This window comes from Streptosporangium sp. CA-115845, from assembly GCF_050943795.1.
Lineage (GTDB): Bacteria > Actinomycetota > Actinomycetes > Streptosporangiales > Streptosporangiaceae > Streptosporangium.
In genome coordinates this window covers 2,219,030-2,239,118 of record NZ_CP191988.1, presented here as the reverse complement: position 1 = coordinate 2,239,118, position 20,089 = coordinate 2,219,030, and the positions used below count along the sequence as shown (strand labels likewise).

The window sequence follows — 20,089 nt, the reverse complement described above, 5'->3', positions numbered from 1 at the left end:
GCGATTCAAGCAGCCTGCCCCGACAGAATCAGCGGGAGGGTGACGCTCACGAATTCCCGCTGATCCCCGAGGCGTTCTGCACGCCTACGACACCGATCTGCTAGCCACCCTCCGGTCAGGTGGACCGCTTCCACGCGGTGACGGCGTGCAGGACGGCGCCGGTGTCGGCGAGATCCGGCAGCACGATGTCCGCGCCGGCCGCCTGTAGTTCCGCGACGCTGTTGGTTCCGGTCGCGACCGCGACGACCCTGGTGCCGGCTGCGTGCGCGGTGGCGATGTCGCGGAGGGTGTCGCCGACGATGACGGTGTCGGCGCCGCTGTGGCGGCGGCCGAGATGCTGCTCGGTCCGTTTGAAAGCGTGCGCCGGCAAGTCGGCGCGTTCGAAGGCGTCGCCTCCGTACGCGCCGAGACGGAAGTCGATGTGGCGGTCGAGGCCGAACACCGCCAACTTCAATACCGCGAGCGGATGCAGGTTCCCGGTCAGGACCGACTGACGCACTCCTGGGACGGCTCCCACAGCGATCAGCGCATCGGCGGCGCCTGGCAGCGCACGCCCGCCGGCGGCCAGGTCGCCCGCACGGTCCCGAAGTTCCATGATCAGCAGTTCGATGAAGCCGTCCAGCAGGCCGGCGTCGGGATTCAGGCCGTGAGCCCGCAACGCATCGGTGGCGGCGGCCAGCTCGGTGCGGCCGTCAAACTGCCAGGGCTGCTCCAGCGTCAGGCCTGTCGCCTTGCGGAACGCCTCGGCATAGGCCTGGCGCGCGACGGCGCCGGGATCGATCAGCGTGTGATCGATGTCCCAGAGCACCAGCAGAGGGGCTGGTGGGTCAGTCCGCATTGCAACCTCCATGATTGTCTCGCGTCCATACGATTCAGTCCAAAGATCATGAACACCGTGCCGACCACCGAGACCGCGGCCCATCCGCCGAGCCGATGGGCCGCCGTGCCCGCGACGGTGCCGGCCGCGCCCCCAAGGCTGTAGGTGATCATGTAGGCGGAGGCGAGCCGTAGCCCACGCTCATGTTCGGCAGATGTGTGCCCACCGCCGCCTCCATCGCCAGGAGACCGACGACGAGCCATGCCAGGCTCCGCGCTCCAAGTGCCACCGCCGCGAACGAGGCCACACCTAGAACGAGCAGCATGCCCGCGGTGGGTGCCGTGCCGACGGTCATGGTGATGACACTACGACGCGATTGGGCCGGGATTAAGATCCAGTAATATGTCAGATTCCTGGCCCACTTCTGGTGTCGATCTCCATCTGGAGCTCGATCCGGCCACCGGCCGCCGTGCCGGTCTTGAGCAGGCCCTGCGTGCCGCGATCCAGACCGGACGGCTCGCGCCCCAGGCCCGGCTGCCCGCCAGCCGCAAGCTCGCCGCCGAACTCGGACTGTCCCGTGGAACCGTCAGAGCGGCATACGACCAGCTCATCGCCGAGGGATATCTGACCGCCCGCCAGGGATCGGGCACGGCGGTGGCCAGGCTTTTCCAGCACCACACGGACAACTCGGCCGGACCGCACGACCGGATCTCGCCCCGTCCCCGGCACGATCTCCGCCCGGGCCGCCCGGATGCCTCCGCCTTTCCCACGGCGGCCTGGCTGCGGTCCACCCGCCGGGCGCTGGGCTCGGCCGCAGCCGACGCGTACACCTATGACGATCCGCGCGGCCGGATCGAACTGCGTACCGCACTGGCCGAATACCTTGGACGCACCCGGGGCGTGCTCGCCCGCCCGGACCTCATCATGATCACGAATGGATATGTTCAGGCCCTGGCTCTGCTCAGCCGCGTACTCAGCGAGACCGGCACGGCCACCATCGCGACGGAGGATCCGGGAGTCGCCTTCCACCGTGAGGTGATCCGCCGCAACGGCTCGGCGGTCGTCCCGCTCGCCGTGGATGAGCGGGGCGCTCGGACCGATCTGCTCGGCGCATCCGGTTTCCCGCCGGTGGACGCGGTGGAGGTGACCCCGGCCCATCAGTATCCGACAGGACAGACCCTCGACTCGGAACGCCGCCGGACCCTCGTCTGCTGGGCGCGCTCCAGCGGCGCTCTGATCATCGAGAACGACTATGACGGCGAGTTCCGCTACGATCGCCAGCCCGTCGGCGCGATCCAGGGCACGGCACCCGACCACGTCGCCTATATCGGAACCGTCTCCAAGACCCTGGGTCCCGCCCTGCGCCTGGGCTGGATCGTGCTACCGCGGCACCTCCTGGAGCCACTGGTCGAAGCCAAGCGCCACAATGATCATCACACCGAGACCATCGGCCAACTGACGCTGGCGGACCTCATCGCCTGCCATGCCTACGACCGGCACGTCCGCGCGTGCCGGTTGCGCTACCAACGCCGCCGCGATCTGCTGCTGACCCGCCTCCAGGCCCCGCCAGGCCGGCTGCCGCCCGGTTTCTCCGTTCACGGGATCGCCGCCGGCCTTCACATCCTGATCAGCCTGCCCGCAGGAGGCCCCACCGAGCAGCAGGTGCTCCATACCGCAGCCGCCGACGGAGTGGGAGTGGGGCACCTGGGCGATCGCTGGCACGCCCCCGGAGACCACCCGCAGGGCATCATCGTCGGCTACGGAACACCGAGCGAGCACGCCTACCCGGCCGCGGTCGACGCCCTCGCCCACGTCCTGCACACCACGTGTCGCACACTCTGAAACAGACTTGGTCAGGCGGTGCCCGGGTCCCCGGCGAGGAGTTCGGCGGCCGCCTGGCCGCAGACGCGGGCGGATCCGTGGGTGGCGATGTGCACGGCGCCGAGGTCGGAGCGGCCGGGCAGGCCCATCTCGACCACGACGGCGTCGGAGCGGGCGGCCAGCAGGTGCCGGAGCGCGTCGGTCTGCCAGGGGTGGCGGTGCGCGTCGCGGACGACGACGACCAGGGGGCGCCCGGCCGCGGCGGCGAGTACGGTCTCGATGGCGCTCCCGGTGGCGGTGGAGGCGTCCAGCCGGGTGACCGTGGTGCCGGGGAGGAGCTTGCCGAGCGGCTCGCCGACGCCCCAGGGGGTGTCCTTCTCGATGGCGAGGTTCATCTCGGGGGCGAGTTCGGCGACGTGCGGTGGGGCGGACAGGGGGAAGGCCGCGGTCGCGGAGCGGCGGGTGACCCGCAGCGCGCGCCGGGCCGCGACCAGGCCGATCGACGCGTCGCCGGAACCGCCGGAGGTGGCGCGCGCGGGCGTGCCCCGGCGGGTGGTCGCGGTCCAGAGGGCGAGCTCGCGGACGCGGCGGGCGGCGTCGGCCAGCCGTTCCTCGGAGAGCCTGCCCTCGATCACGGCATCCGCGATCGCGTCACGGACCGCGATCGCGGTCTCCTCTCCGGCGTGCTCGCCGCCCACGCAGATCGCGTCGGCGCCCGCGGCGACGGCGAGGGCCGAGGCGCCGCCGATGCCGTACGGGCCGGAGACCGCGGTCATCTCGATGCCGTCGGTGACGATGACACCTTCGAAGCCCAGCTCGACCCTGAGCAGGTCGTGCAGGACCCGGCGGCTGAGCGTGGCGGCCATCACCGGGTCCAGGGCGGAGACGAGCAGGTGACCGGTCATGACCGTGCGCACCCCCTGCTCGACGGCCGCGCGGAAGGGCCGCAGCGCCACGTCGCGCAACTCCCCCGCGGTGGCGGCGACGAGCGGCACGCCGTGGTGGGAGTCGACCGAGGTGTCGCCGTGGCCGGGGAAGTGCTTGGCGCAGGCCGCCACGCCCGCCGACTGCATGCCCCGGATCCAGGCCACGGTGTGCCTGGCGACGAGCTCGGGGTCCGCGCCGAAGGAGCGCAGGCCGATGACCGGGTTGTCGGGGTTGGAGTTCACATCCGCCGAGGGGGCGAAGTTGAGGTTGACGCCCGCCCGGGCCAGGTCACGGCCGAGGTCGGCGGCGATCTCCTCGGTGAGGCCGATGTCGTCGACCACGCCGAGGGCGTAGTTGCCCGGCCGGGTGCTCCCGCCGGCCGCCTCCAGGCGGGTGACCTCGCCCGACTCCTCGTCGATGCCGACGAGGACCTGGGGGTTCTCCGCGCGGAGCGCGGCGGTGAGGTCGGCGACCTGGGAGGGGGTGGCGACGTTCCTGGAGAAGAGCACCACCCCGGCCAGCCCTTCACCGAGTCTGCGCCGCACCCAGTCGGGCGGGGCCTTGCCCTCGAAACCGGGAAGGACGACAGTCTCCGCCAGACGGAGCAGCTCTGGGCCGCGCTTCATTCACCACTCCTCGCCTGACGACCGGTCGGCGTCCCATGCCGAAGGCGCGCAGACCCCACGTTGTCCAGAACCTCCGGGGAAAGCGCTCCCACGGCGGCTTGGCGCAAATCTAATAGGAAAGTTTCCTAATTGCTAGTGGGCTGACCATTGGCCTTCAAGTAAAGGTTTACCGGGCCTCGACGAGGATGAGTCAAAATCGGCCGGCACGGAGCCTGGTCGCGACGTCCACGGGTGCCCGGCGACACCTCCGGAGGTGTCGCCGGGCACCCGTGGACGAGGCACTTTCCCTGGCTCGATGATCCCGTGTGGTTCACCCGGACGCCGGCGGCCTTTCCTGGCTGATCGCGTCGAGCGGCGGCGTCGCGGCCACCGGCGCCCCGCCGGTACGGATCGTGCCGGCCACGGCCCTCGCCCGTACGCGGGTCTCGGGGGCCAGGACCGTCCTGAGCACGGCCGACAGGGACTCGATGGTGCGCCGGCGCCCAGAAAGGCCACCGACTCGGCCGGGAGCGGGCGTTCGTCCGGCCGGCGTCAGGAGCTCGTGAGGATGACGAGTTGCCGGGTCGCTCGGGTCATCGCGACATAGCGGTCGACCGCTCCTTCGACGCCGTCGCCGAACGTCTCCGGGTCGATGAGGACGACCAGGTCGAACTCGAGCCCCTTCGACAGCTCCGGGGTCAGCGACCGGACGCGGGACGTTCCCCGGAACGTGGGATCGCCGATGACGCAGGCGATCCCGTCGGCATGCGCGGCGAGCCAGGTGTCGAGGATCGAGCCCAGATCCGCAGCGGATCCGTGGACGACGGGGACGTCGCCGCTGCGGATGGAGGTCGGCACGTTGGCGTCCGGGAGCACGGCCCGGATGACCGGCTCGGCTTCCGCCATGATCTCTTCCGGCGTCCGGTAGTTGACGGTCAGGGAGGCCAGGTTGATCCGGTCGAGCCCGATCCGCTCCAGCCGTTCCTGCCACGACTCGGTGAACCCGTGCCTGGCCTGGGCGCGATCCCCGACGATGGTGAAGCTGCGAGACGGGCAGCGGAGCAGCAGCATCTGCCACTCCGCGTCGGTCAGTTCCTGAGCCTCGTCCACGACGATGTGCGCGAACGGGCCGGCGAGCAGGTCCGGGTCGAGGGTGGGCAGCTCGGACTCGTCGACCAGGTTTCGCTGGAGGTCCGCTCGGCGCAGCTGCGTCACGAGGCCTTCGCCGTCGTCATCGGCCTCGATCAGGGCGTCGACGACCTGGGCCATGCGCTCGCGCTGGGCGGCGAGAGCGGCTTCCTGCCGGCGCTTGCGTCGTGACGCCTCCGGGTCGCCGAGCCGCTGCCGCGCCGCGTCCAGGAGCGGCAGGTCGGACACCGTCCAGGCCTGGGCGTCCGCGCGCCGCAGTCGCCGGACCTCGTCGGGGCTGAGCCAGGGAGCGCACTTGCGCAGGTAGGCGGGTACCGACCACAGGTCTCCGACGAGGTCGGCCGCTTCGATCAGCGGCCACGCGCGGTTGAAGGTCGTGAGCAACTCCCCGTCCTGCATCAGCGACCTGCGGAGCAGGTCAGCCGAGACCTCGCCGTCGTGCTTGTCCATCAGGATCGTGAGCAGCTCCTCCCAGATCTGGTCGCGCGCCTCGTTGTGCGGGGTACCGGGATCCGGTGCCTGGAACGCCTCGGCCCAGTCGTCGGCGCTCAGCCAGATGTCGGCCCAGTGGGTGGTGACCGTCATCCCCTTGGTGGGCGGGTTCTCGTAGAACCTGACGGCCGGCTCGATCGCCTGCACCAGGTTCGCGGACGACTTCAGGCGGGCCACGTCCGGGTCGGCCTCGATCGCCGCCGCGGCTCCCTCGGCGACGAGGTCCCGCAGGGTGCAGGTCTGCACGCCCTCCTCTCCAAGGCTGGGCAGGACGTCTGCGACATAGGCCAGGTAAGGCTGGTGCGGACCGACGAACAGCACGCCGCCCCGGTGGTGACCGAGGCGAGGATCGGAGTAGAGGAGATAGGCGGAGCGGTGCAGAGCGACGACGGTCTTCCCCGTGCCCGGACCGCCGTCGACGACGAGAGCGCCGCGCGATCCCGCGCGGATGACGGCGTCCTGGTCGGCCTGGATGGTGCCGAGCACGTCTCGCATCCGGGCCGACCGGTTGCCACCCAGGCTGGCGATGAAGGCGGACTGGTCGTCGAGCGCGGCGTGCCCTTCAAACCCGTCGGAGGTGAACACCTCGTCCCAGTAGTCGCTGATCCGGCCGCGGGTCCAGCGATACCTGCGGCGGCTTGCCAGACCCATCGGGTTGCCGTGGGTGGCGCCGAAGAACGGCTCGGCCGCGGGGGAGCGCCAGTCGAGCAGCAGCCGACGGCCCGCGCTGTCGGTGAGGCCGAGTCGTCCGACGTACACGGGCTCGGGGCTGTCCGCGCCGACCATGTGTCCGAGGCACAGGTCCAAGCCGAAGCGACGCAGCGCGCGCAGCCGAGCGGTCAGCCGGTGGATCTCCAGGTCCCGGTCCACCGCCTGCCGGCCTTTGCCGCCGGGCGCCTTGCGCTCGGCGTCGAGGCGGTCGGACAGGTCGGCGATCGACTGCTCAAGACTCTCCGCGATAGCCGCGAAGTGCTGCTCGTCGCCGTCGATCAGCCTCGGGTCGGCCTTGGGTGCGAGGTGGTCGGGAAGGTCAAACGCGCTGGTGGTCAGCGGGTTCACGTCGTTGGCTCCGATCTGGGGTCGCTTGCGGCCATTGCGCGCGGCAAGGCGTCTGGACGAGCGTGACGAACCTGGTGGCCATGACGGGCAACGCTCCGCCTGACGTGGCCCCCGGCCGTTGCCGGTTCAGGTCGCCAGGGTTCGCAGGTTCTCGTGTTCCGGGTCCTGGATCGCCGATCCCGTGTGGTTCACGCGGACACCGGCGGCCTTTCCCGGCTGATCGCGTCGAGCAGCAGCGTCGCGGCCACCGTCGTCCCGCCGGTGCGGATCGTGCCGACCACGGCCCTCGCCCGTACGCGGGTCTCGGGGGCCAGGACCGTCCTGAGCGCGGCCGACAGGGACTCGACGGTCGGAGCCGGACCGTCGTGTGCCACACCGATGCCCAGGCCGGCCACCCGGGTGGCCCAGTACGGCTGATCCGTCGCCTGGGGTACCACCACCTGAGGCGCGCCGGCCCGGGTGGCCGTCGTCGTCGTGCCCGCGCCGCCGTGATGCACGACGGCGGCCACCCGGCCGAACAGTGCCTGCTGGTTGACCTCGCCGACGACGAAGCAGTCGTCCCGGTCGTCGATCAGGGCCAGGTCCGCCCAGCCGTGGGAGACCACTACACGGCGGCCCTGCGCGCGGATCGCCTCGATGGCCACCCGGGCGGCGTCCTTCGACGCGCGCATGGGCATGCTGCCGAAGCCCACGTACACCGGTGGTGTGCCGGCGTCCAGGAACGTCACCAACGCGGCCGGAAGCAGGCGTTCGTCCGGCAGAATCCACGCGCCGGTCTGCACAACGTCGAGGTCCGGCGTCTCCTGCCACGGGTCCAGCGTCGGGTCCGTCGCCAGCCACGGCTGGTCGCCGATGACGTAGTCGCGAACGTTGTCCACCGGTGGCAGGCCGATCGACGCCCGGTTCGTGTTGAGCGCCGTACCGAACAGCGCGTTGACGCTCTGGGCGTCCAGCTCCCACAGCACCCGGTTGTCGGTCACGTCCGGCGGGAACGGCCGACCCGGATACGCCAGCGGCGGGTGGTACGGCGACGGCAGGGTGATCTGCTGGAAGGCCACGAACACGGAGCGGATGCCCAGTTTCTCGGCCACCGACCGCGCGCCGGCCGCGGCCGGCATTACACCGGTCGCCACCAACGCGTCACATCCCTCGGCCGCCGCGGTGACCGCGTCGAACTGGCCGGCGATCAACTCGGCCGCGCGCCGGGGCAGGTCCGCCGCCGACGGCGGCGACGCCATAGTCGTCAGCGCGCGCGCCGACCGGCCGACCGGCACCAGCGGCACGTCGACACCGGCCAACCGCTGCGCGAAGTCCTCGTCCGGCGGCGCGCACACCCGCACCTCCGCGCCGAGTTCCCGCAACCGCACCGCGAGTCCCACCAGCGGTTCGACGTCCCCGCGTGACCCATACGTCGACAACAACACTCGCATTTCGTATCCCCCGTTTCCGCAGGTTCTGGCCTCGGCCGACGATTCTGCGGCACGACCCGGGGCTTGTGGCAAGCCCCCCGGTGCGCTATACGTTGAGAGTGGAAAGGAGCGGTTACTCCCCTTTCCACTCACCGACTGGGCAGGAGAACACCGGCGCCGACTGCGGCAGGTGAGCGAAGGCGACCCCGACCGCCCCCGGCATCCCACTCCCCGAACCGTCCCCGAGATCAGGAACACTCTCGAACGCCACATACGGAGCCACCTGGCGGCCGGGGACACGTTCGGGAGCAGATCCCGGTGGGGCGGCCTCGCCGGAGGCGGTCAGAGCCGTTCGATGATCGTCACATTGGCCTGGCCGCCGCCCTCGCACATCGTCTGCAGCCCGTACCGGCCGCCGGTCCGCTCCAGCTCGTGCAGGAGCGAGGTCATCAGCCGGGCGCCGGTCGCGCCGAGCGGGTGGCCGAGGGCGATGGCACCGCCGTTGGGATTGACCCGGCCGGGGTCGGCGCCGGTCTCCTTCAGCCAGGCCAGCACGACGGGGGCGAACGCCTCGTTGATCTCGACGGCGTCGATGTCGCCGATCGTCATACCCGCCCTGCGCAGGGCGTACGCGGTGGCGGGGATCGGCGCGGAGAGCATCATGACGGGGTCGTCGCCGCGGGCGGAGATGTGGTGGATCCGGGCGCGCGGGGTCAGCCCGTGGGCCTTGACCGCCCGCTCGGAGGCGACGAGAAGCGCGGCCGCGCCGTCGGAGATCTGCGAGGAAAGCGCGGCGGTGAGCCTTCCCCCCTCGACCAGGGTCTTGAGCCCGGCCATCCGCTCCAGACTGGTGTCACGGCGCGGGCCCTCGTCGGTGGAGACACCCTCGTAGGGGACGATCTCGGCGGCGAAGCGACCCTCGTCGATCGCGCTGAGCGCCCGCCGGTGGGACTCGTACGCGAACTCCTCCATCTCAAGTCGCGATATATCCCATTTTTCGGCGATCATTTCGGCGCCCCGGAACTGGGACACCTCCTGTCCGCCGTACCGGGCCTGCCAGCCCTTGGAGCCCGCGAACGGGCTGTCGAAGCCGAGCGCCTGCCCGGCGGTCATGGCATAGCCGATCGGGACCCGGCTCATGTTCTGCACGCCACCGGCGACGATCAGGTCGGCGGTGCCCGACAGTACCGCCTGGGCGGCGAAGTGGAGTGCCTGCTGGGAGGAGCCGCACTGGCGGTCGACGGTGACGCCGGGCACCCCCTCGGGCAGCCCGGCGGCCAGCCAGCAGGTACGGGCGATGTCGCCGGCCTGCGGGCCGACGGTGTCGACGCACCCGAACACGACGTCGTCCACGGCCTCGGGATCCACTCCGGTGCGTCCGACAAGCTCGCGGATGGCGTGGGCGCCCAGGTCGGCGGGGTGCGCGTCGGCGAGACCGCCGTTCCTGCGGCCCACCGGGGTACGGACCGCGCCGACGATGTATGCCTCGGTCATTGTCTGAATCCCTTCGGTCTTCACCTGACAACAAGCGTAGCAAGCGCTTGGTTAAAAACAGAGGCCGCGATGAGCTGGCGCGTTTCGGTGAACAAGCGATTGCGCAAGGGTTCATAATGGGGGTGTGAACACGCGAAAGAACTCCGGCGGCGCGACCACGACCCCGGTCAAGCGCCAGGGTGGGGCCAAGCGCGCGGCCGCATCCGGCCCGGCGTCAGAGCGCCGCGATCATCTCGTCAAACTCGCCGCCGAGCTCTTCGCCCGCAAGGGCTTCCAGGCGACCACCGTCCGGGAGATCGCCGAAGAGGCCGGCATCCTCTCCGGAAGCCTCTACCACCACTTCGACTCCAAGGAGACGATCGTCGACGAGGTGCTGACCACCTTCCTCGACGACCTCGTCGGCCGCTACCGCGTCGCCCTGGAACAGGACGGCGACTCCCGCACGATCCTCTCAGAGATGGTGCGCATCGGGTTCAGCACCCTGGAGCCCCACCGTGCGGCGATCACCGTCATGCAGAACGACTGGAACTATCTGCGCTCCCTCCCCGGTGACCGCTTCGACTACCTGGTCAAGGCCGAGGACGAGGTCGAGCGGATGTGGGTCGGGCAGATCAAGCTCGGCCAGGCCGCCGGCCTGTTCCGCGCCGACGTCGATCCCAAGCTCACCTACCGCATGATCCGCGACACCATCTGGGTGGCGGTGCGCTGGTTCCGCCCGGGAGGACGCCTCAACACCGCGGGTCTCGCCGAGCACTACATCACCGTCCTGTTCGACGGCCTGGCGACCGGCGAGCGGAGCAGCCAGAAGGCCTGACGCCGGTGAGCGGAACCCCGCGCGGAGAGCGGCGCGGCCTGTGAGAATCAAGCCGTCCGCGAAGCGAACGGGAAGTGGTGGGCGAGCGTGGAGATACTGCAGAAGGCCGTGCGCATGGCACTCACCGAGGTGGCCGACTCCACCAAGGCCCCGGCCATGCGGGCCTACATGAAGTCCGAGATGCCCTTCCTCGGGGTGCAGGCCGCACCTCGCCGCGCGGCGTTGAAGCGGGTGTTCACCGAGTACTACGTGGAGACGGCACCCGCCTGGCGGGAGGCGACGCTGGCCCTGTGGCACGGGGCCGAGTACCGCGAGGAGCGCTACGCGGCGATCGAACTGACCGGCTTCCGCCTCTACCGGGGCTTCCAGACACTCGACGCGCTGCCGATGTACGAGGAGATGATCGTCACCGGAGCCTGGTGGGACTATGTCGACGACATCGCCGTCCACCGTGTCGGCGGACTGCTCACGGCCTTCCCCGACACCATGCGCCCCCTCATGCTCCGCTGGGCCCGCGGCACCGACCTGTGGAAGCGCCGGACGGCCATCCTCTCCCAGAATCGTTTCAAGGCCGCCACCGACATCGGCCTGCTGTACGCCTGCATCGAGCCGAGCCTGTCGGACAACGACTTCTTCGCCCGCAAGGCGATCGGCTGGGCCCTGCGCGAGTACGCCAAGACCAACCCCGACGAGGTCGTCCGCTACGTCGACCACACCGGCATCAGCGGCCTGAGCCGCCGCGAGGCCCTGAAGAACCTCCCGGCGCGCTGATTGCAGGCGACCACGGGAAACAGCGACGAGGGGTCAGCCCCTATGGGAACAGATCCAGCTGCGGCACAAGGCGCTCGCAGAAGTCGATGATCTCTGCGGTCCACATGGTCGCCTCATCGAGTTCGTCGCCGGTGACCGCCTCACTGGGCCGGCCGGAGTATTCGAGAACGTTTCTTCTGCGCCGCATATGGTCGAGGCGACGCAGAGCGGCACCTTCTCTGGATCGACTCCGCCATGTGATCAGCCAGGGGGACCCGCTGAAATTCGGCTACTTGAGGGCGCCCGCGGTGAGACCCTTCTGGATCTGGCTCTGGAAGAGCGTGTAGACGATCATCATCGGCAGGATGGCCATGCTCAGCGCGGCGAACAGCGCCGACCAGTCGGCGTCGTAGCCGGCCGCCGTGGAGATGTCGGCGATGCCCTGGGTGAGCACCCATTTGTCCCTGTCCGAGGTGAGCAGCACCAGGGGCAGCTGGTACTGGTTCCACTGGCCGAGCACGTTGAAGATGGTCACGCTGATGATGCCCGGCTTGGCCATCGGGAGCATGATCCGGAAGAAGACCCGGGCGTGCGAGGCCCCGTCCACGAAGGCCGCCTCGGCCACCGCGCCCGGCAGCGTCCTGAAGAACGCGGCGAGGAAGAAGACCGTGAAGGGCAGCGAGTAGGCGATGTAGACCAGCACCAGCCCGCCGTGCGTGTTCAGGCCGATGAACTGGCCGATCACCGGAACCGTCCCCATGTTCTGCACGACGAAGAACAGCGGGGTCAGCGCCAGGTAGACCGGGAAGGCCAGGCCGGAGACGAACAGCAGATAGATCGCCCGGTTGCCGCGAAAGCGGTAGCGGGCCAGCACGTACGCGGCCATCGAACCGAACAGCATCGTGCCGAAGGTGCCGAAGGCCACCACCACGATGCTGTTGATCATGTACTGGCCGATGTGCGCCTGCTCCCAGGCACGAGCCCAGTTGTCGAAGCGGAGGGAGGCCGGCAGCGACCAGGCGTCGCCGAAGATCTCATCCTCGCTCTTCACCGAGGCGAGGAAGGTCCACACGATCGGCACGACGACCAGGACCGTCCAGACCAGCAGTGCGACGTGCGTCAGGGCCGACAGGGGGCCGAGCCGCCTCCTGCGCTCCTCGCGGGCCCAGGCCCGGCTCCGGGGAATCACGGCGTCCGCCACTAGAACTCGATCCGTTCACGTCGCGACAGGCGCAGGGCCAGTGTCGCGAACCCGATGGTGAAGAAGAACAGCACCACGCCCATCGCGGAGGCGTAGCCGAACTTGAAGTACTGGAAGGCGGTGCGGTAGATCTCCGCCGCCATCACGGTCGTGGAGTGGTCGGGCCCGCCGTGCTCCGCCGTCATCACCCACACGATGGCGAAGACGTCCAGCGCGGCGATGCCGAGGTAGACCCAGCCGACCTGGATGGTGTCCCAGAGCAGCGGCAGCGTGACCCGCAGGAACAGCTGCCCCCTTCCCGCGCCGTCGATCGCCGCCGCCTCGAACAGGTCACGGGGGATGGAGGCGATGCCGGCGGAGAAGAGCACGACGTAGAAGCCGACGGCCTGCCAGACCAGCACGGCGAGGATCGACCAGAACGCGACCCTGGTGTCCGACAGGAAGCCGACCGGCTCGAACCCCAGGGCGATGAGCGGCGCGTTGAGCATCCCGCTGCGGTCGGGCCTGAAGACCTGCTGGAACAGTACGGCGACCACGGCGACGGCCAGCACCTGGGGGAAGAAGAACACCACCCGGTAGAACTTCGACCCCCAGATGCCCCCGGTGCCGCCCCGCCCGCCCGCGTTGAGCAGGAAGGCGAAGAGGAGCGCGATCCCCAGGGTCAGGACCGGCATCAGGACCAGCAGGATGAGGTTGTGACTGACGGCCTTCCAGAACACGTTGTCGGCCAGGAGTCGCTGGAAGTTCTCCAGGCCCACCAGCCGCGGGCTCGCGTTCACCCCACGCCAGTCGGTGAACGCGATGTAGAAGGCCTGCGCGTAGGGCGCGATCACGTAGATCACGTAGAGGCCCACCGGGATCACCAGGAATCCCGCGACGAACCGTGTCCTGCCGTGGTTCATGAGCGACTCGCCGTTCGGTGATCGGCCCGTCGCCGGGTGGGCCGGTGAACCGTGGACCTCAACGCGATCTCCTGCCTAGGGGGTGGTCGGCACTGGCGTCCCCCGTTGTCGGACGGGGGCGGACGTCAGCGGTTGAACTTCTTCACCGAGGTGTCCTTCTTGATCGCGTCGGCCTTCCGCTGCGCCCGGTCCGCCCAGGCGTCGACGGTCAGCTTGCCGGCCATGAGCTGCCCGGTCGCGGCGGCCACCTCGTCGTGCAGTTCGACGTACCACTTGCGGAACAGGAACCAGACGGCGTTGTCGCCGGCCGCGTTCAGCGCGGCCGAGGCGCTCTTGAGACCGGGCTTGAGCGTCTTGCCCTCCCCCGCGCCCTTGACGACGGTGAGCGTGGAGACCAGCTCCATGAACTTGCCCGCGCCCTCCTTGGAGAGCATGGCGCGCATGTACTCCAGACCCGCGTTGGGGTTGGCCGACTTCGCCGAGACGACGTACTCCTCGCCGGGCCGGGCGTGCAGGGTGCCGTACGGCAGGGCGTCCGAGGAGCCGAAGTCGGGCAGCGCGAACATCGCGTAGCCGAAGTCGGCCGGGGTGGAGTCCTTCTGCTCGTTCTCCAGCCAGGATCCGCAGGGCAACATGGCGACCTGGCCCTTGTTGTGCGCCGTCTGGGTCTGCACGTGGTCGAGCCCCGCGGTGCCCTGGAGCAGGTACTTCGACCCGAGCTCGGCGAAGGCCGCCGCGGCCTGCTTGACCGGCTCGGCCTTCCAGGCGCCGTCCTGGAGGTTATCGATGTTCTTCAGCACGTCCTTGCCGCCGATCTTCGCGGCGAGCGTGAGGATGGTCTCGTAGATGTAGAAGGGGTGCTTGCCGGCGTAGGTGAAGGGCGCGATCTTGCCCGCCTTCTTGATGGTCTCGCACAGGGCCAGGAAGTCGGCCCAGGTCTTGGGGATCTGCCAGCCCTCGGCCTCGAAGAGCTTCTGCGAGTACCAGATGCCCCAGACGGTGGTGGCGTAGTTGAGGACGTAGGGCTTGCCGTCGTAGCTGCCCAGCTCGATCGCGTTCGGGTCGATCGTGTCGCGCACCTTGACCGCGGGGTCGTCCCAGCTGGGCGCGTCGTACAGCGGTGTGAGATCGGCGAGCTGACCGTCCTGGACCAGGGCGCCGAAGTCCATCGCGTTGGCGCCGGAGTTGTTGATGAACTCCGGCGGGTTCCCGCCGGCGAAGCGCGGCTGGAGGGTCTTGGCGATCTCCTTGGTCGCGTTGTGCTTGATCTCCAGTTTGGGGTGCTTGGCCTGGAGCAGCTTCTCGTGGACGTCCTTGGCGTAGCCGTCGCCGAAACCGCCGTCGAAGATCCAGATCTCCAGGGGCCTGTCCTCGGCGAAGCCGAGCGGGTTGGCCGCGCTGGTGGCCCCGGCGGCGGGTGCCGAGGACGCGGCACCACCGTTGCCCGCGGGGGTGGCGCACGCGGACAGGGCGGGCAGGGCGAGGCCGGCCAGGGCCGCGCTGCGCAGGAGCTCGCGCCTGGATAGCTGGGTCATGCTTCCTCCTGGGGGTGGCCTGGAAGTGGCAGGCAGTGGTCAGGCACCTCGCCGGATCCTTCCGGCGTAGCGGTTCTCGAGAACACGGTTGTGCTCGTCTCCGCCGGTCACGTTGGCGGAGCGGTAGATCGGCGGAGTGTGGCCCGCCTCGATCAGCGTGCGCACCACCTCGGCCACGACCATCTGGGCCAGCAGCGCCGAGGTGATCGTGGAGACCGCCCCGAACGTGCCGCCGTCCGGAAGCGGGAGTACCGCGTCGCCGTACGGGGCGCGGTTGTCGAGCACCACGTCGGCGAGGTCGAGCAGCTTGCGGCCCGAGGGGTGGCGTGAGGTCATCGCGGTGCTGTGCCGTACGGAGGTCAGGGCGATCAGGCCGTGCCCCCGCTCCTTGACGATCGAGGCCAGCTCGACCACCGAGCCGTTCACCCCGGAGCTGGAGATCAGCACGAACACGTCCTGCGGCCGGACGGGCGCCAGGTCGTAGATCCGCCGGGCGACCGACGGGTCGCGCTCCAGCTCGCCGGGGGCTCCGAGGAGGGTGCCGACCGGGGCGTCGCCGTACAGGACGACGTCACGCAGGGCCAGACGGTTGCTGGGCACCAGGCCACCCGCGCGCCCGGCGATCTCCATGGCGATCGCCTCGGAGTGCCCGGAGCCGAAGGCCTGGATCACGCCGCCGTCGAGCAGGGAGGTGACCGTCAACGCGGCCGCGTCCCGTACCGCGGCCTCCTGGGTCCGGGAGACCTCGTCCACCAGGGCCTTCACCTCATGGACGTACTCGACGGCCCCGATGTTGATGTCCACACTCAGTTCCTCTCCACGCGGTGGCTCTCAAGGGCCCGGATCGTCAGCTCGAACGCCTCGTTGGTCTGCTCGTAGGTGCGCTGCGCGACCGCGACGTAGACGGTGTCGAGGACGAAGAGCTGGGAGTGGACCGCGGCCAGGCCACCCAGCCGGAAGGTGGTCTCGCGGCTGGCGGTGGTCAGCACCAGCTCCGACAACTCCGCCAGCGGGGAACGGGCGAAGGAGGTGACCGCGACGGTCAGCGCGCCCCGGTCTCCGGCCTCGCCGAGGGACTCCAGCACCTCGCGGGTGCGGCCCTGGTGGGAGATGCCGATGGCGACGTCGCCCTCGCCGAGCAGCGCCGCGTCGGCGAGCGCCTCGTGCGCGTCGGCGTGGCTCCAGCAGGGGACCCGGATGCGGCGCAACCGCCCGCCCATCATCCCGGCCACCGCCCCGCTGGTGGAGACCCCGAAGATGAGGACGCGGCGGGCCGCGACGATGGCCTCGGCGACCTTGGCGACGGTGCCCACGTCGAGTTGGGCCGCGGTCTCCTGGATGAGCCGCGAGTCGGCGGCGGCCATCACGCCGATCGCCGCGTCGAGCGGGTCGGTGGGACCGATCTCGTGGCCCACCCCCATGTCCCAGTTGGCCTGCGCCGCGCGGCCGGTCTCGGTGGCCAGCGCGACCCGTAGCCCGGCGTATCCCGCGAAACCGAACACCCTGCAGAAACGGGTGACCGTGGCGGGCGAGCTGCCGCTCCGCTCGGCCAGCGTGATGATCGTGGATCGCGCCGCCTCCGCAGGGTCGGCCAGGATCGCCTCACCCACCCGGCGCAGCGCCTCCGGCAGCGCGGGCGTCTCGGTCTGGATGCGTCCGAGCGCACCTGCGGCCACAAGCATTCCTTTCATCAAAAATCATCTGGGTGAAAATTATTCTCAACTCGGGGCCGAGTCAAGACCATCGGGGGCATGGTGGCGGGTGTGACGCCGGTGACTCCGGAGTCCGCGGGGAAAGTTCCGACAACCTACGCCGCCCGTCGAGCGTCGTTCATGGCAGAGGTTCCAGAAAAGGAGCCGCCCGACGGAGGCGAACCCACGATGACTCGACGTCCGGCCGACACGCCGCCTCAGGTTTCCAGTGCGCACGTCCACGACGAGCTGGCCGCCCGGCGCGCCCGGCGCGCCCGGGACCAGAGACTGCGCAACGACCCGCACCTCCGGCTGCTCGAACGCGAGCACGGAGTCCGCTTCACGGCCGAGGAGCTCCAGGCCGTGGACCGGCAGGCCCAGGAGAGGCGGGCGGCACGCCACGAGGAGCCGACGCTGGACGAGGAGACGCGCTCCCTGCAGCTGCTCGTCTGGCGCCGCCTGGGCCCGAGGGGGTTCCAGGGGTTCATGCGGGATCTGGAGGAGATGGAGGCCGAGCTCGCCGGCTCTCGGGAGGACGACTGGGACGAGTCCAGCTGAGCCCGTCCGGCCCCGCGCCCGCCGCGCCCCGCCGAGTGGTCGACCCGGCGTGGTCGGCACTCGCCCACCCCCCGCGCGCGTCGCGGCCTCAGCCGGGGCGGACCAGCAGGGCCGCGCTGCCGTAGCTGCCGCCGAATCCGGTCACCAGCGCGGTCTCGCGACCCGCTCTGAGTTCCCTTACCGCCTGGGCCACGTTGTTCAGCCCGTGCACGTACCCCTCCGACAGCAGGCCGCCGTGCGGATTGACCCCGGCGTGGCGGCGGGCGAGGAGGAACTCGCCCAGTTCGGCCCGGCCGGCCAGGCCGAAGTCCTCCAGTTGCCTGGGCACCAGCCAGGAGTAGGCGTCGTAGAGCAGGGCGACGTCCACGTCCCGGGGCCGCATGCCCGACGTCTCCCACAGGGGAGCCGCGACATGGGCGGAGAAGACCGCTGTGACGTCGGGCGAACGGTCCATGGACGAGCAGCCCGGCCCCCCTCCCCTGATCACGGCGTGGATCCGGGGAGCCTCCGGGGCGAGCCGCACGTCGCGGATCACCAGCGCGCAGGCGCCGTCCGTCTCCTGGCAGCAGTCGACGGTCCGCAGCGGTGTGCAGACGTACGGCCTGGCCAGGTATTCCTCCAGCGAGAGCGGATCGCGCCGCAGGGCGCGCGGGTTGGCCGCGGCGTTGTCGCGTGACTGGGCGACGACCGCGTGCAGATGCTCCTCTCCCAGACCGGTCTCGTGCAGGTAGCGCTGTGCCGCCAGGGCGAACATCGGGATCGGTCCCGCCATGCCGTACGGGACCGTGAAGCGCTCCTGCGGACCGGTGGAGACGGTGTTCATGCGCCTGCCCGAGCGGCCGTTCAGCGCCCGGTAGACCAGCACGCTGCCCGCGACGCCGCAGGCGATGAGCATCGCCGCGTCACCGAGGATGGACGCCGCCTGGGTACCGCCGCCGGAGATGTCGTTGTGCCAGCCCAGCCTTTCGATTCCCAGCGCCCTCGCGACACCGACCACGGGGACCGAGTCGTTCATGTGGTAGCTGAGGACCGCGTCGACCTGCCCGGCCTCCATGCCGGCGTCGGCCAGCGCGGCGCGAGACGCCTCGACGGCGAGGTCCAGCTCGGTCCTGCCCGAGGCCCGTGTCAGGGCCGTCATCCCGAGGCCCGCGACGGCCGCCCTACCTCGCATCCGGCTCCTGACAGATCGGGTCGCCCGCCGAGACGGGGCGCGATCCGTCCCGGCGGACGACGTCCGTGGACCGCCGGGACGTCGTGGACGCGGGCGGATCTCGGCCATCGCCCGTCACGGTAACGCGACCACCTGTCTTAGGCAAGCGCTTGCTCGGTTAAGTGGGCGGCGGATTGGCCGGGAGCCCCAGAGGACCGCCCTCGACCTCCGCGACGGACGTCTACATCCCCGCAAAATGGCAGCTCACAGGGGCAGAGGCCGGCATGTGCGGTTTTCGGGGCGGCCGCTGCCTGCCCGGATGAGGCTGGGTAACACTCTGTTCACATACGGGCAACAGTTGCGAAATCGCGACTTGCGAATCTTTGGTGGCAGCAGACACCTCCACCCTCAAGGACTCCGCCGATGACCTTCAAAGCCGAATACATCTGGATCGACGGTACCGAGCCGACCGCCAAGCTCCGCTCAAAGACCAAGGTCATGGCGGACGGTGCCGAACTCCCGATCTGGGGCTTCGACGGGTCCAGCACCAACCAGGCCGACGGGTCCTCCTCCGACCGCGTGCTCAAGCCGGTGTTCATCTGCCCGGACCCGATCCGCGGCGGCAGCAACGTGCTGGTGCTGTGCGAGGTGCTCAACCCCGACATGACCCCGCACGCCAGCAACGCCCGCGCGGCCCTCGTCGAGGTCGCGGAGAAGTACGCCGACCAGGAGTCGTGGTTCGGCATCGAGCAGGAGTACACCTTCTTCAAGGAGGGCCGTCCGCTCGGCTTCCCGCTCGGCGGCTTCCCCGCCCCGCAGGGGGGTTACTACTGCGGCGTCGGCGCCGACGAGGTCTTCGGCCGCGAGATCGTCGAGAAGCACCTCGACTACTGCATCGAGGCGGGCCTGGCCATCTCCGGCATCAACGCCGAGGTCATGCCCGGGCAGTGGGAGTTCCAGATCGGCCCGGCCGGTCCCCTGGAGGTCTCCGACCACATGTGGATCGCCCGCTGGCTGCTCTACCGCACCGCCGAGGACTTCAACATCGCCGCCACCCTGGACGCCAAGCCGGTGAAGGGTGACTGGAACGGCGCGGGCGCGCACACCAACTTCTCCACCAAGGCGATGCGCGAGGGCTACGACCCGATCATCACCGCCTGCGAGGCCCTCGCGGCGAACGCCCTGGAGCACGTCAAGTACTACGGCGCAGGCATCGAGGACCGTCTCACCGGTCTCCACGAGACCGCCCCCTGGAACGAGTTCAGCTACGGCGTCTCCGACCGCGGCGCCTCGGTCCGCATCCCGTGGCAGGTCGAGGTGGAGAAGAAGGGCTACATCGAGGACCGGCGTCCGAACGCCAACATCGACCCCTACCAGGTGACCCGCCTCATCGTGAACACCTGCTGCTCCGCTCTGGAGAAGGCCGAACAGGTCTAATCCCGACCGAGAAGGCGAAGGCCGCGAACGTCCTGCCGGGGGCGTCCGCGGCCTTCCGCTTTCCCCGGTGGCGACCGCACAGCGGCCGGTGCCGGCCGGGCCGAAACAGCGCAGCCCACATAACAACAAAGTGCCGGCATACCGCCCGCCGGATCGGTCCGTTGCCCGGGTCCGTGACCCTGCCCCCGGTGGAGCGGCTTCTCGCCCACCCGGCCGAGATGGGCGGGCGCCGAGCCCGCGACCGTTTCGAACACAGGAACCATAAACGGGGAGGCGAT

At 70.1% G+C, this 20,089-nt stretch carries 19 protein-coding genes; 5 read left to right on the top strand and 14 right to left on the bottom strand.

Going from position 1 to position 20,089, the window contains the following annotated elements; genetic code table 11:
* Positions 1-115 precede the first annotated feature (115 nt).
* Both ACQP0P_RS12415 and ACQP0P_RS12410 read right to left on the bottom strand, forming a co-directional pair.
* A complete protein-coding gene (locus tag ACQP0P_RS12415) occupies positions 116-808 on the bottom strand; it encodes an HAD hydrolase-like protein (protein ID WP_433375125.1) in 693 nt (230 codons plus the stop codon).
* 178 nt (positions 809-986) lie between these two features.
* A complete protein-coding gene (locus ACQP0P_RS12410; protein ID WP_433375122.1) occupies positions 987-1,172 on the bottom strand; it encodes a hypothetical protein in 186 nt (61 codons plus the stop codon).
* A 47-nt stretch (positions 1,173-1,219) separates the two neighbouring features.
* On the opposite strand from ACQP0P_RS12410, the gene ACQP0P_RS12405 reads away from it, so the two are divergent.
* Positions 1,220-2,659: a PLP-dependent aminotransferase family protein gene (locus tag ACQP0P_RS12405; protein ID WP_433375120.1), complete on the top strand. Its 1,440-nt coding sequence runs from the start codon at positions 1,220-1,222 to the stop codon at positions 2,657-2,659.
* Positions 2,660-2,670: 11 nt separating this feature from the next.
* Here the strand turns inward: ACQP0P_RS12405 and ACQP0P_RS12400 are convergent, their stop codons facing one another.
* The 5 genes from ACQP0P_RS12400 to ACQP0P_RS12380 form a co-directional block, all read right to left on the bottom strand.
* Positions 2,671-4,191: a glycoside hydrolase family 3 protein gene (locus tag ACQP0P_RS12400; protein ID WP_433375118.1), complete on the bottom strand. Its 1,521-nt coding sequence runs from the start codon at positions 4,189-4,191 to the stop codon at positions 2,671-2,673.
* 310 nt (positions 4,192-4,501) lie between these two features.
* Complete coding sequence (locus tag ACQP0P_RS12395) at positions 4,502-4,642, bottom strand: hypothetical protein (RefSeq protein WP_433375115.1); 141 nt, start codon at positions 4,640-4,642, stop codon at positions 4,502-4,504.
* 80 nt (positions 4,643-4,722) lie between these two features.
* Complete coding sequence (gene helR / locus ACQP0P_RS12390) at positions 4,723-6,870, bottom strand: RNA polymerase recycling motor ATPase HelR (RefSeq protein WP_433375112.1); 2,148 nt, start codon at positions 6,868-6,870, stop codon at positions 4,723-4,725.
* A 188-nt stretch (positions 6,871-7,058) separates the two neighbouring features.
* Complete coding sequence (locus tag ACQP0P_RS12385; RefSeq protein WP_433375109.1) at positions 7,059-8,300, bottom strand: glycosyltransferase; 1,242 nt, start codon at positions 8,298-8,300, stop codon at positions 7,059-7,061.
* A gap of 321 nt (positions 8,301-8,621) precedes the next feature.
* Positions 8,622-9,773 (bottom strand): acetyl-CoA C-acetyltransferase, encoded by a 1,152-nt coding sequence (locus ACQP0P_RS12380; protein WP_433375106.1) that lies wholly within the window; start codon positions 9,771-9,773, stop codon positions 8,622-8,624.
* Positions 9,774-9,897: 124 nt separating this feature from the next.
* Here ACQP0P_RS12380 and ACQP0P_RS12375 point away from each other — a divergent pair, with 124 nt between their 5' ends.
* Both ACQP0P_RS12375 and ACQP0P_RS12370 read left to right on the top strand, forming a co-directional pair.
* Complete coding sequence (locus tag ACQP0P_RS12375) at positions 9,898-10,587, top strand: TetR/AcrR family transcriptional regulator (RefSeq protein ID WP_433375103.1); 690 nt, start codon at positions 9,898-9,900, stop codon at positions 10,585-10,587.
* A gap of 87 nt (positions 10,588-10,674) precedes the next feature.
* Positions 10,675-11,358: a DNA alkylation repair protein gene (locus ACQP0P_RS12370; protein WP_433375101.1), complete on the top strand. Its 684-nt coding sequence runs from the start codon at positions 10,675-10,677 to the stop codon at positions 11,356-11,358.
* A gap of 40 nt (positions 11,359-11,398) precedes the next feature.
* On the opposite strand, the gene ACQP0P_RS12365 is transcribed toward ACQP0P_RS12370, so the two are convergent.
* The 6 genes from ACQP0P_RS12365 to ACQP0P_RS12340 form a co-directional block, all read right to left on the bottom strand.
* A complete protein-coding gene (locus tag ACQP0P_RS12365; RefSeq protein ID WP_433375098.1) occupies positions 11,399-11,545 on the bottom strand; it encodes a hypothetical protein in 147 nt (48 codons plus the stop codon).
* Positions 11,546-11,626: 81 nt separating this feature from the next.
* Entirely contained in the window at positions 11,627-12,538 is a 912-nt protein-coding gene (locus ACQP0P_RS12360) for a carbohydrate ABC transporter permease (RefSeq protein ID WP_433375096.1), read from the bottom strand.
* Positions 12,538-13,440 (bottom strand): carbohydrate ABC transporter permease, encoded by a 903-nt coding sequence (locus ACQP0P_RS12355; protein ID WP_433375094.1) that lies wholly within the window; start codon positions 13,438-13,440, stop codon positions 12,538-12,540. The genes ACQP0P_RS12360 and ACQP0P_RS12355 overlap by 1 nt, the downstream gene beginning before the upstream one ends.
* A gap of 125 nt (positions 13,441-13,565) precedes the next feature.
* Positions 13,566-14,975 (bottom strand): N-acetylglucosamine/diacetylchitobiose ABC transporter substrate-binding protein, encoded by a 1,410-nt coding sequence (gene ngcE / locus ACQP0P_RS12350; RefSeq protein ID WP_433375092.1) that lies wholly within the window; start codon positions 14,973-14,975, stop codon positions 13,566-13,568.
* 39 nt (positions 14,976-15,014) lie between these two features.
* Positions 15,015-15,779, bottom strand: a complete 765-nt coding sequence (locus tag ACQP0P_RS12345; protein WP_433375089.1) for a sugar isomerase domain-containing protein — start codon at positions 15,777-15,779, stop codon at positions 15,015-15,017.
* A 2-nt stretch (positions 15,780-15,781) separates the two neighbouring features.
* On the bottom strand, positions 15,782-16,666 hold the full coding sequence (locus tag ACQP0P_RS12340) for a MurR/RpiR family transcriptional regulator (RefSeq protein ID WP_433375086.1): 885 nt from the start codon (positions 16,664-16,666) through the stop codon (positions 15,782-15,784).
* Between the two features lie 189 nt (positions 16,667-16,855).
* Here ACQP0P_RS12340 and ACQP0P_RS12335 point away from each other — a divergent pair, with 189 nt between their 5' ends.
* Positions 16,856-17,224, top strand: coding sequence for a hypothetical protein (locus ACQP0P_RS12335; RefSeq protein WP_433375083.1), 369 nt, complete (start codon positions 16,856-16,858; stop codon positions 17,222-17,224).
* Positions 17,225-17,312: 88 nt separating this feature from the next.
* Here the strand turns inward: ACQP0P_RS12335 and ACQP0P_RS12330 are convergent, their stop codons facing one another.
* Entirely contained in the window at positions 17,313-18,395 is a 1,083-nt protein-coding gene (locus ACQP0P_RS12330) for a thiolase C-terminal domain-containing protein (protein WP_433375081.1), read from the bottom strand.
* 402 nt (positions 18,396-18,797) lie between these two features.
* Here ACQP0P_RS12330 and glnII point away from each other — a divergent pair, with 402 nt between their 5' ends.
* Positions 18,798-19,811 carry a glutamine synthetase gene (gene glnII, locus ACQP0P_RS12325; protein WP_433375078.1) on the top strand — a complete coding sequence of 338 codons (1,014 nt, stop codon included), beginning with the start codon at positions 18,798-18,800 and terminating at the stop codon, positions 19,809-19,811.
* Positions 19,812-20,089 lie beyond the last annotated feature (278 nt).

Excerpts from the sequence above, each read along its gene's own strand:
- ACQP0P_RS12410 (WP_433375122.1), bottom strand. The coding sequence starts at position 1,172 with ATGACCGTCGGCACGGCACCCACCGCGGGCATGCTGCTCGTTCTAGGT.
- ACQP0P_RS12405 (WP_433375120.1), top strand. The coding sequence starts at position 1,220 with ATGTCAGATTCCTGGCCCACTTCTGGTGTCGATCTCCATCTGGAGCTC.
- ACQP0P_RS12400 (WP_433375118.1), bottom strand. The coding sequence starts at position 4,191 with ATGAAGCGCGGCCCAGAGCTGCTCCGTCTGGCGGAGACTGTCGTCCTT.
- ACQP0P_RS12385 (WP_433375109.1), bottom strand. The coding sequence starts at position 8,300 with ATGCGAGTGTTGTTGTCGACGTATGGGTCACGCGGGGACGTCGAACCG.
- ACQP0P_RS12380 (WP_433375106.1), bottom strand. The coding sequence starts at position 9,773 with ATGACCGAGGCATACATCGTCGGCGCGGTCCGTACCCCGGTGGGCCGC.
- ACQP0P_RS12365 (WP_433375098.1), bottom strand. The coding sequence starts at position 11,545 with ATGCGGCGCAGAAGAAACGTTCTCGAATACTCCGGCCGGCCCAGTGAG.
- ACQP0P_RS12355 (WP_433375094.1), bottom strand. The coding sequence starts at position 13,440 with ATGAACCACGGCAGGACACGGTTCGTCGCGGGATTCCTGGTGATCCCG.
- ngcE (WP_433375092.1), bottom strand. The coding sequence starts at position 14,975 with ATGACCCAGCTATCCAGGCGCGAGCTCCTGCGCAGCGCGGCCCTGGCC.
- ACQP0P_RS12340 (WP_433375086.1), bottom strand. The coding sequence starts at position 16,666 with ATGAAAGGAATGCTTGTGGCCGCAGGTGCGCTCGGACGCATCCAGACC.
- ACQP0P_RS12335 (WP_433375083.1), top strand. The coding sequence starts at position 16,856 with ATGACTCGACGTCCGGCCGACACGCCGCCTCAGGTTTCCAGTGCGCAC.
- ACQP0P_RS12330 (WP_433375081.1), bottom strand. The coding sequence starts at position 18,395 with ATGCGAGGTAGGGCGGCCGTCGCGGGCCTCGGGATGACGGCCCTGACA.
- glnII (WP_433375078.1), top strand. The coding sequence starts at position 18,798 with ATGACCTTCAAAGCCGAATACATCTGGATCGACGGTACCGAGCCGACC.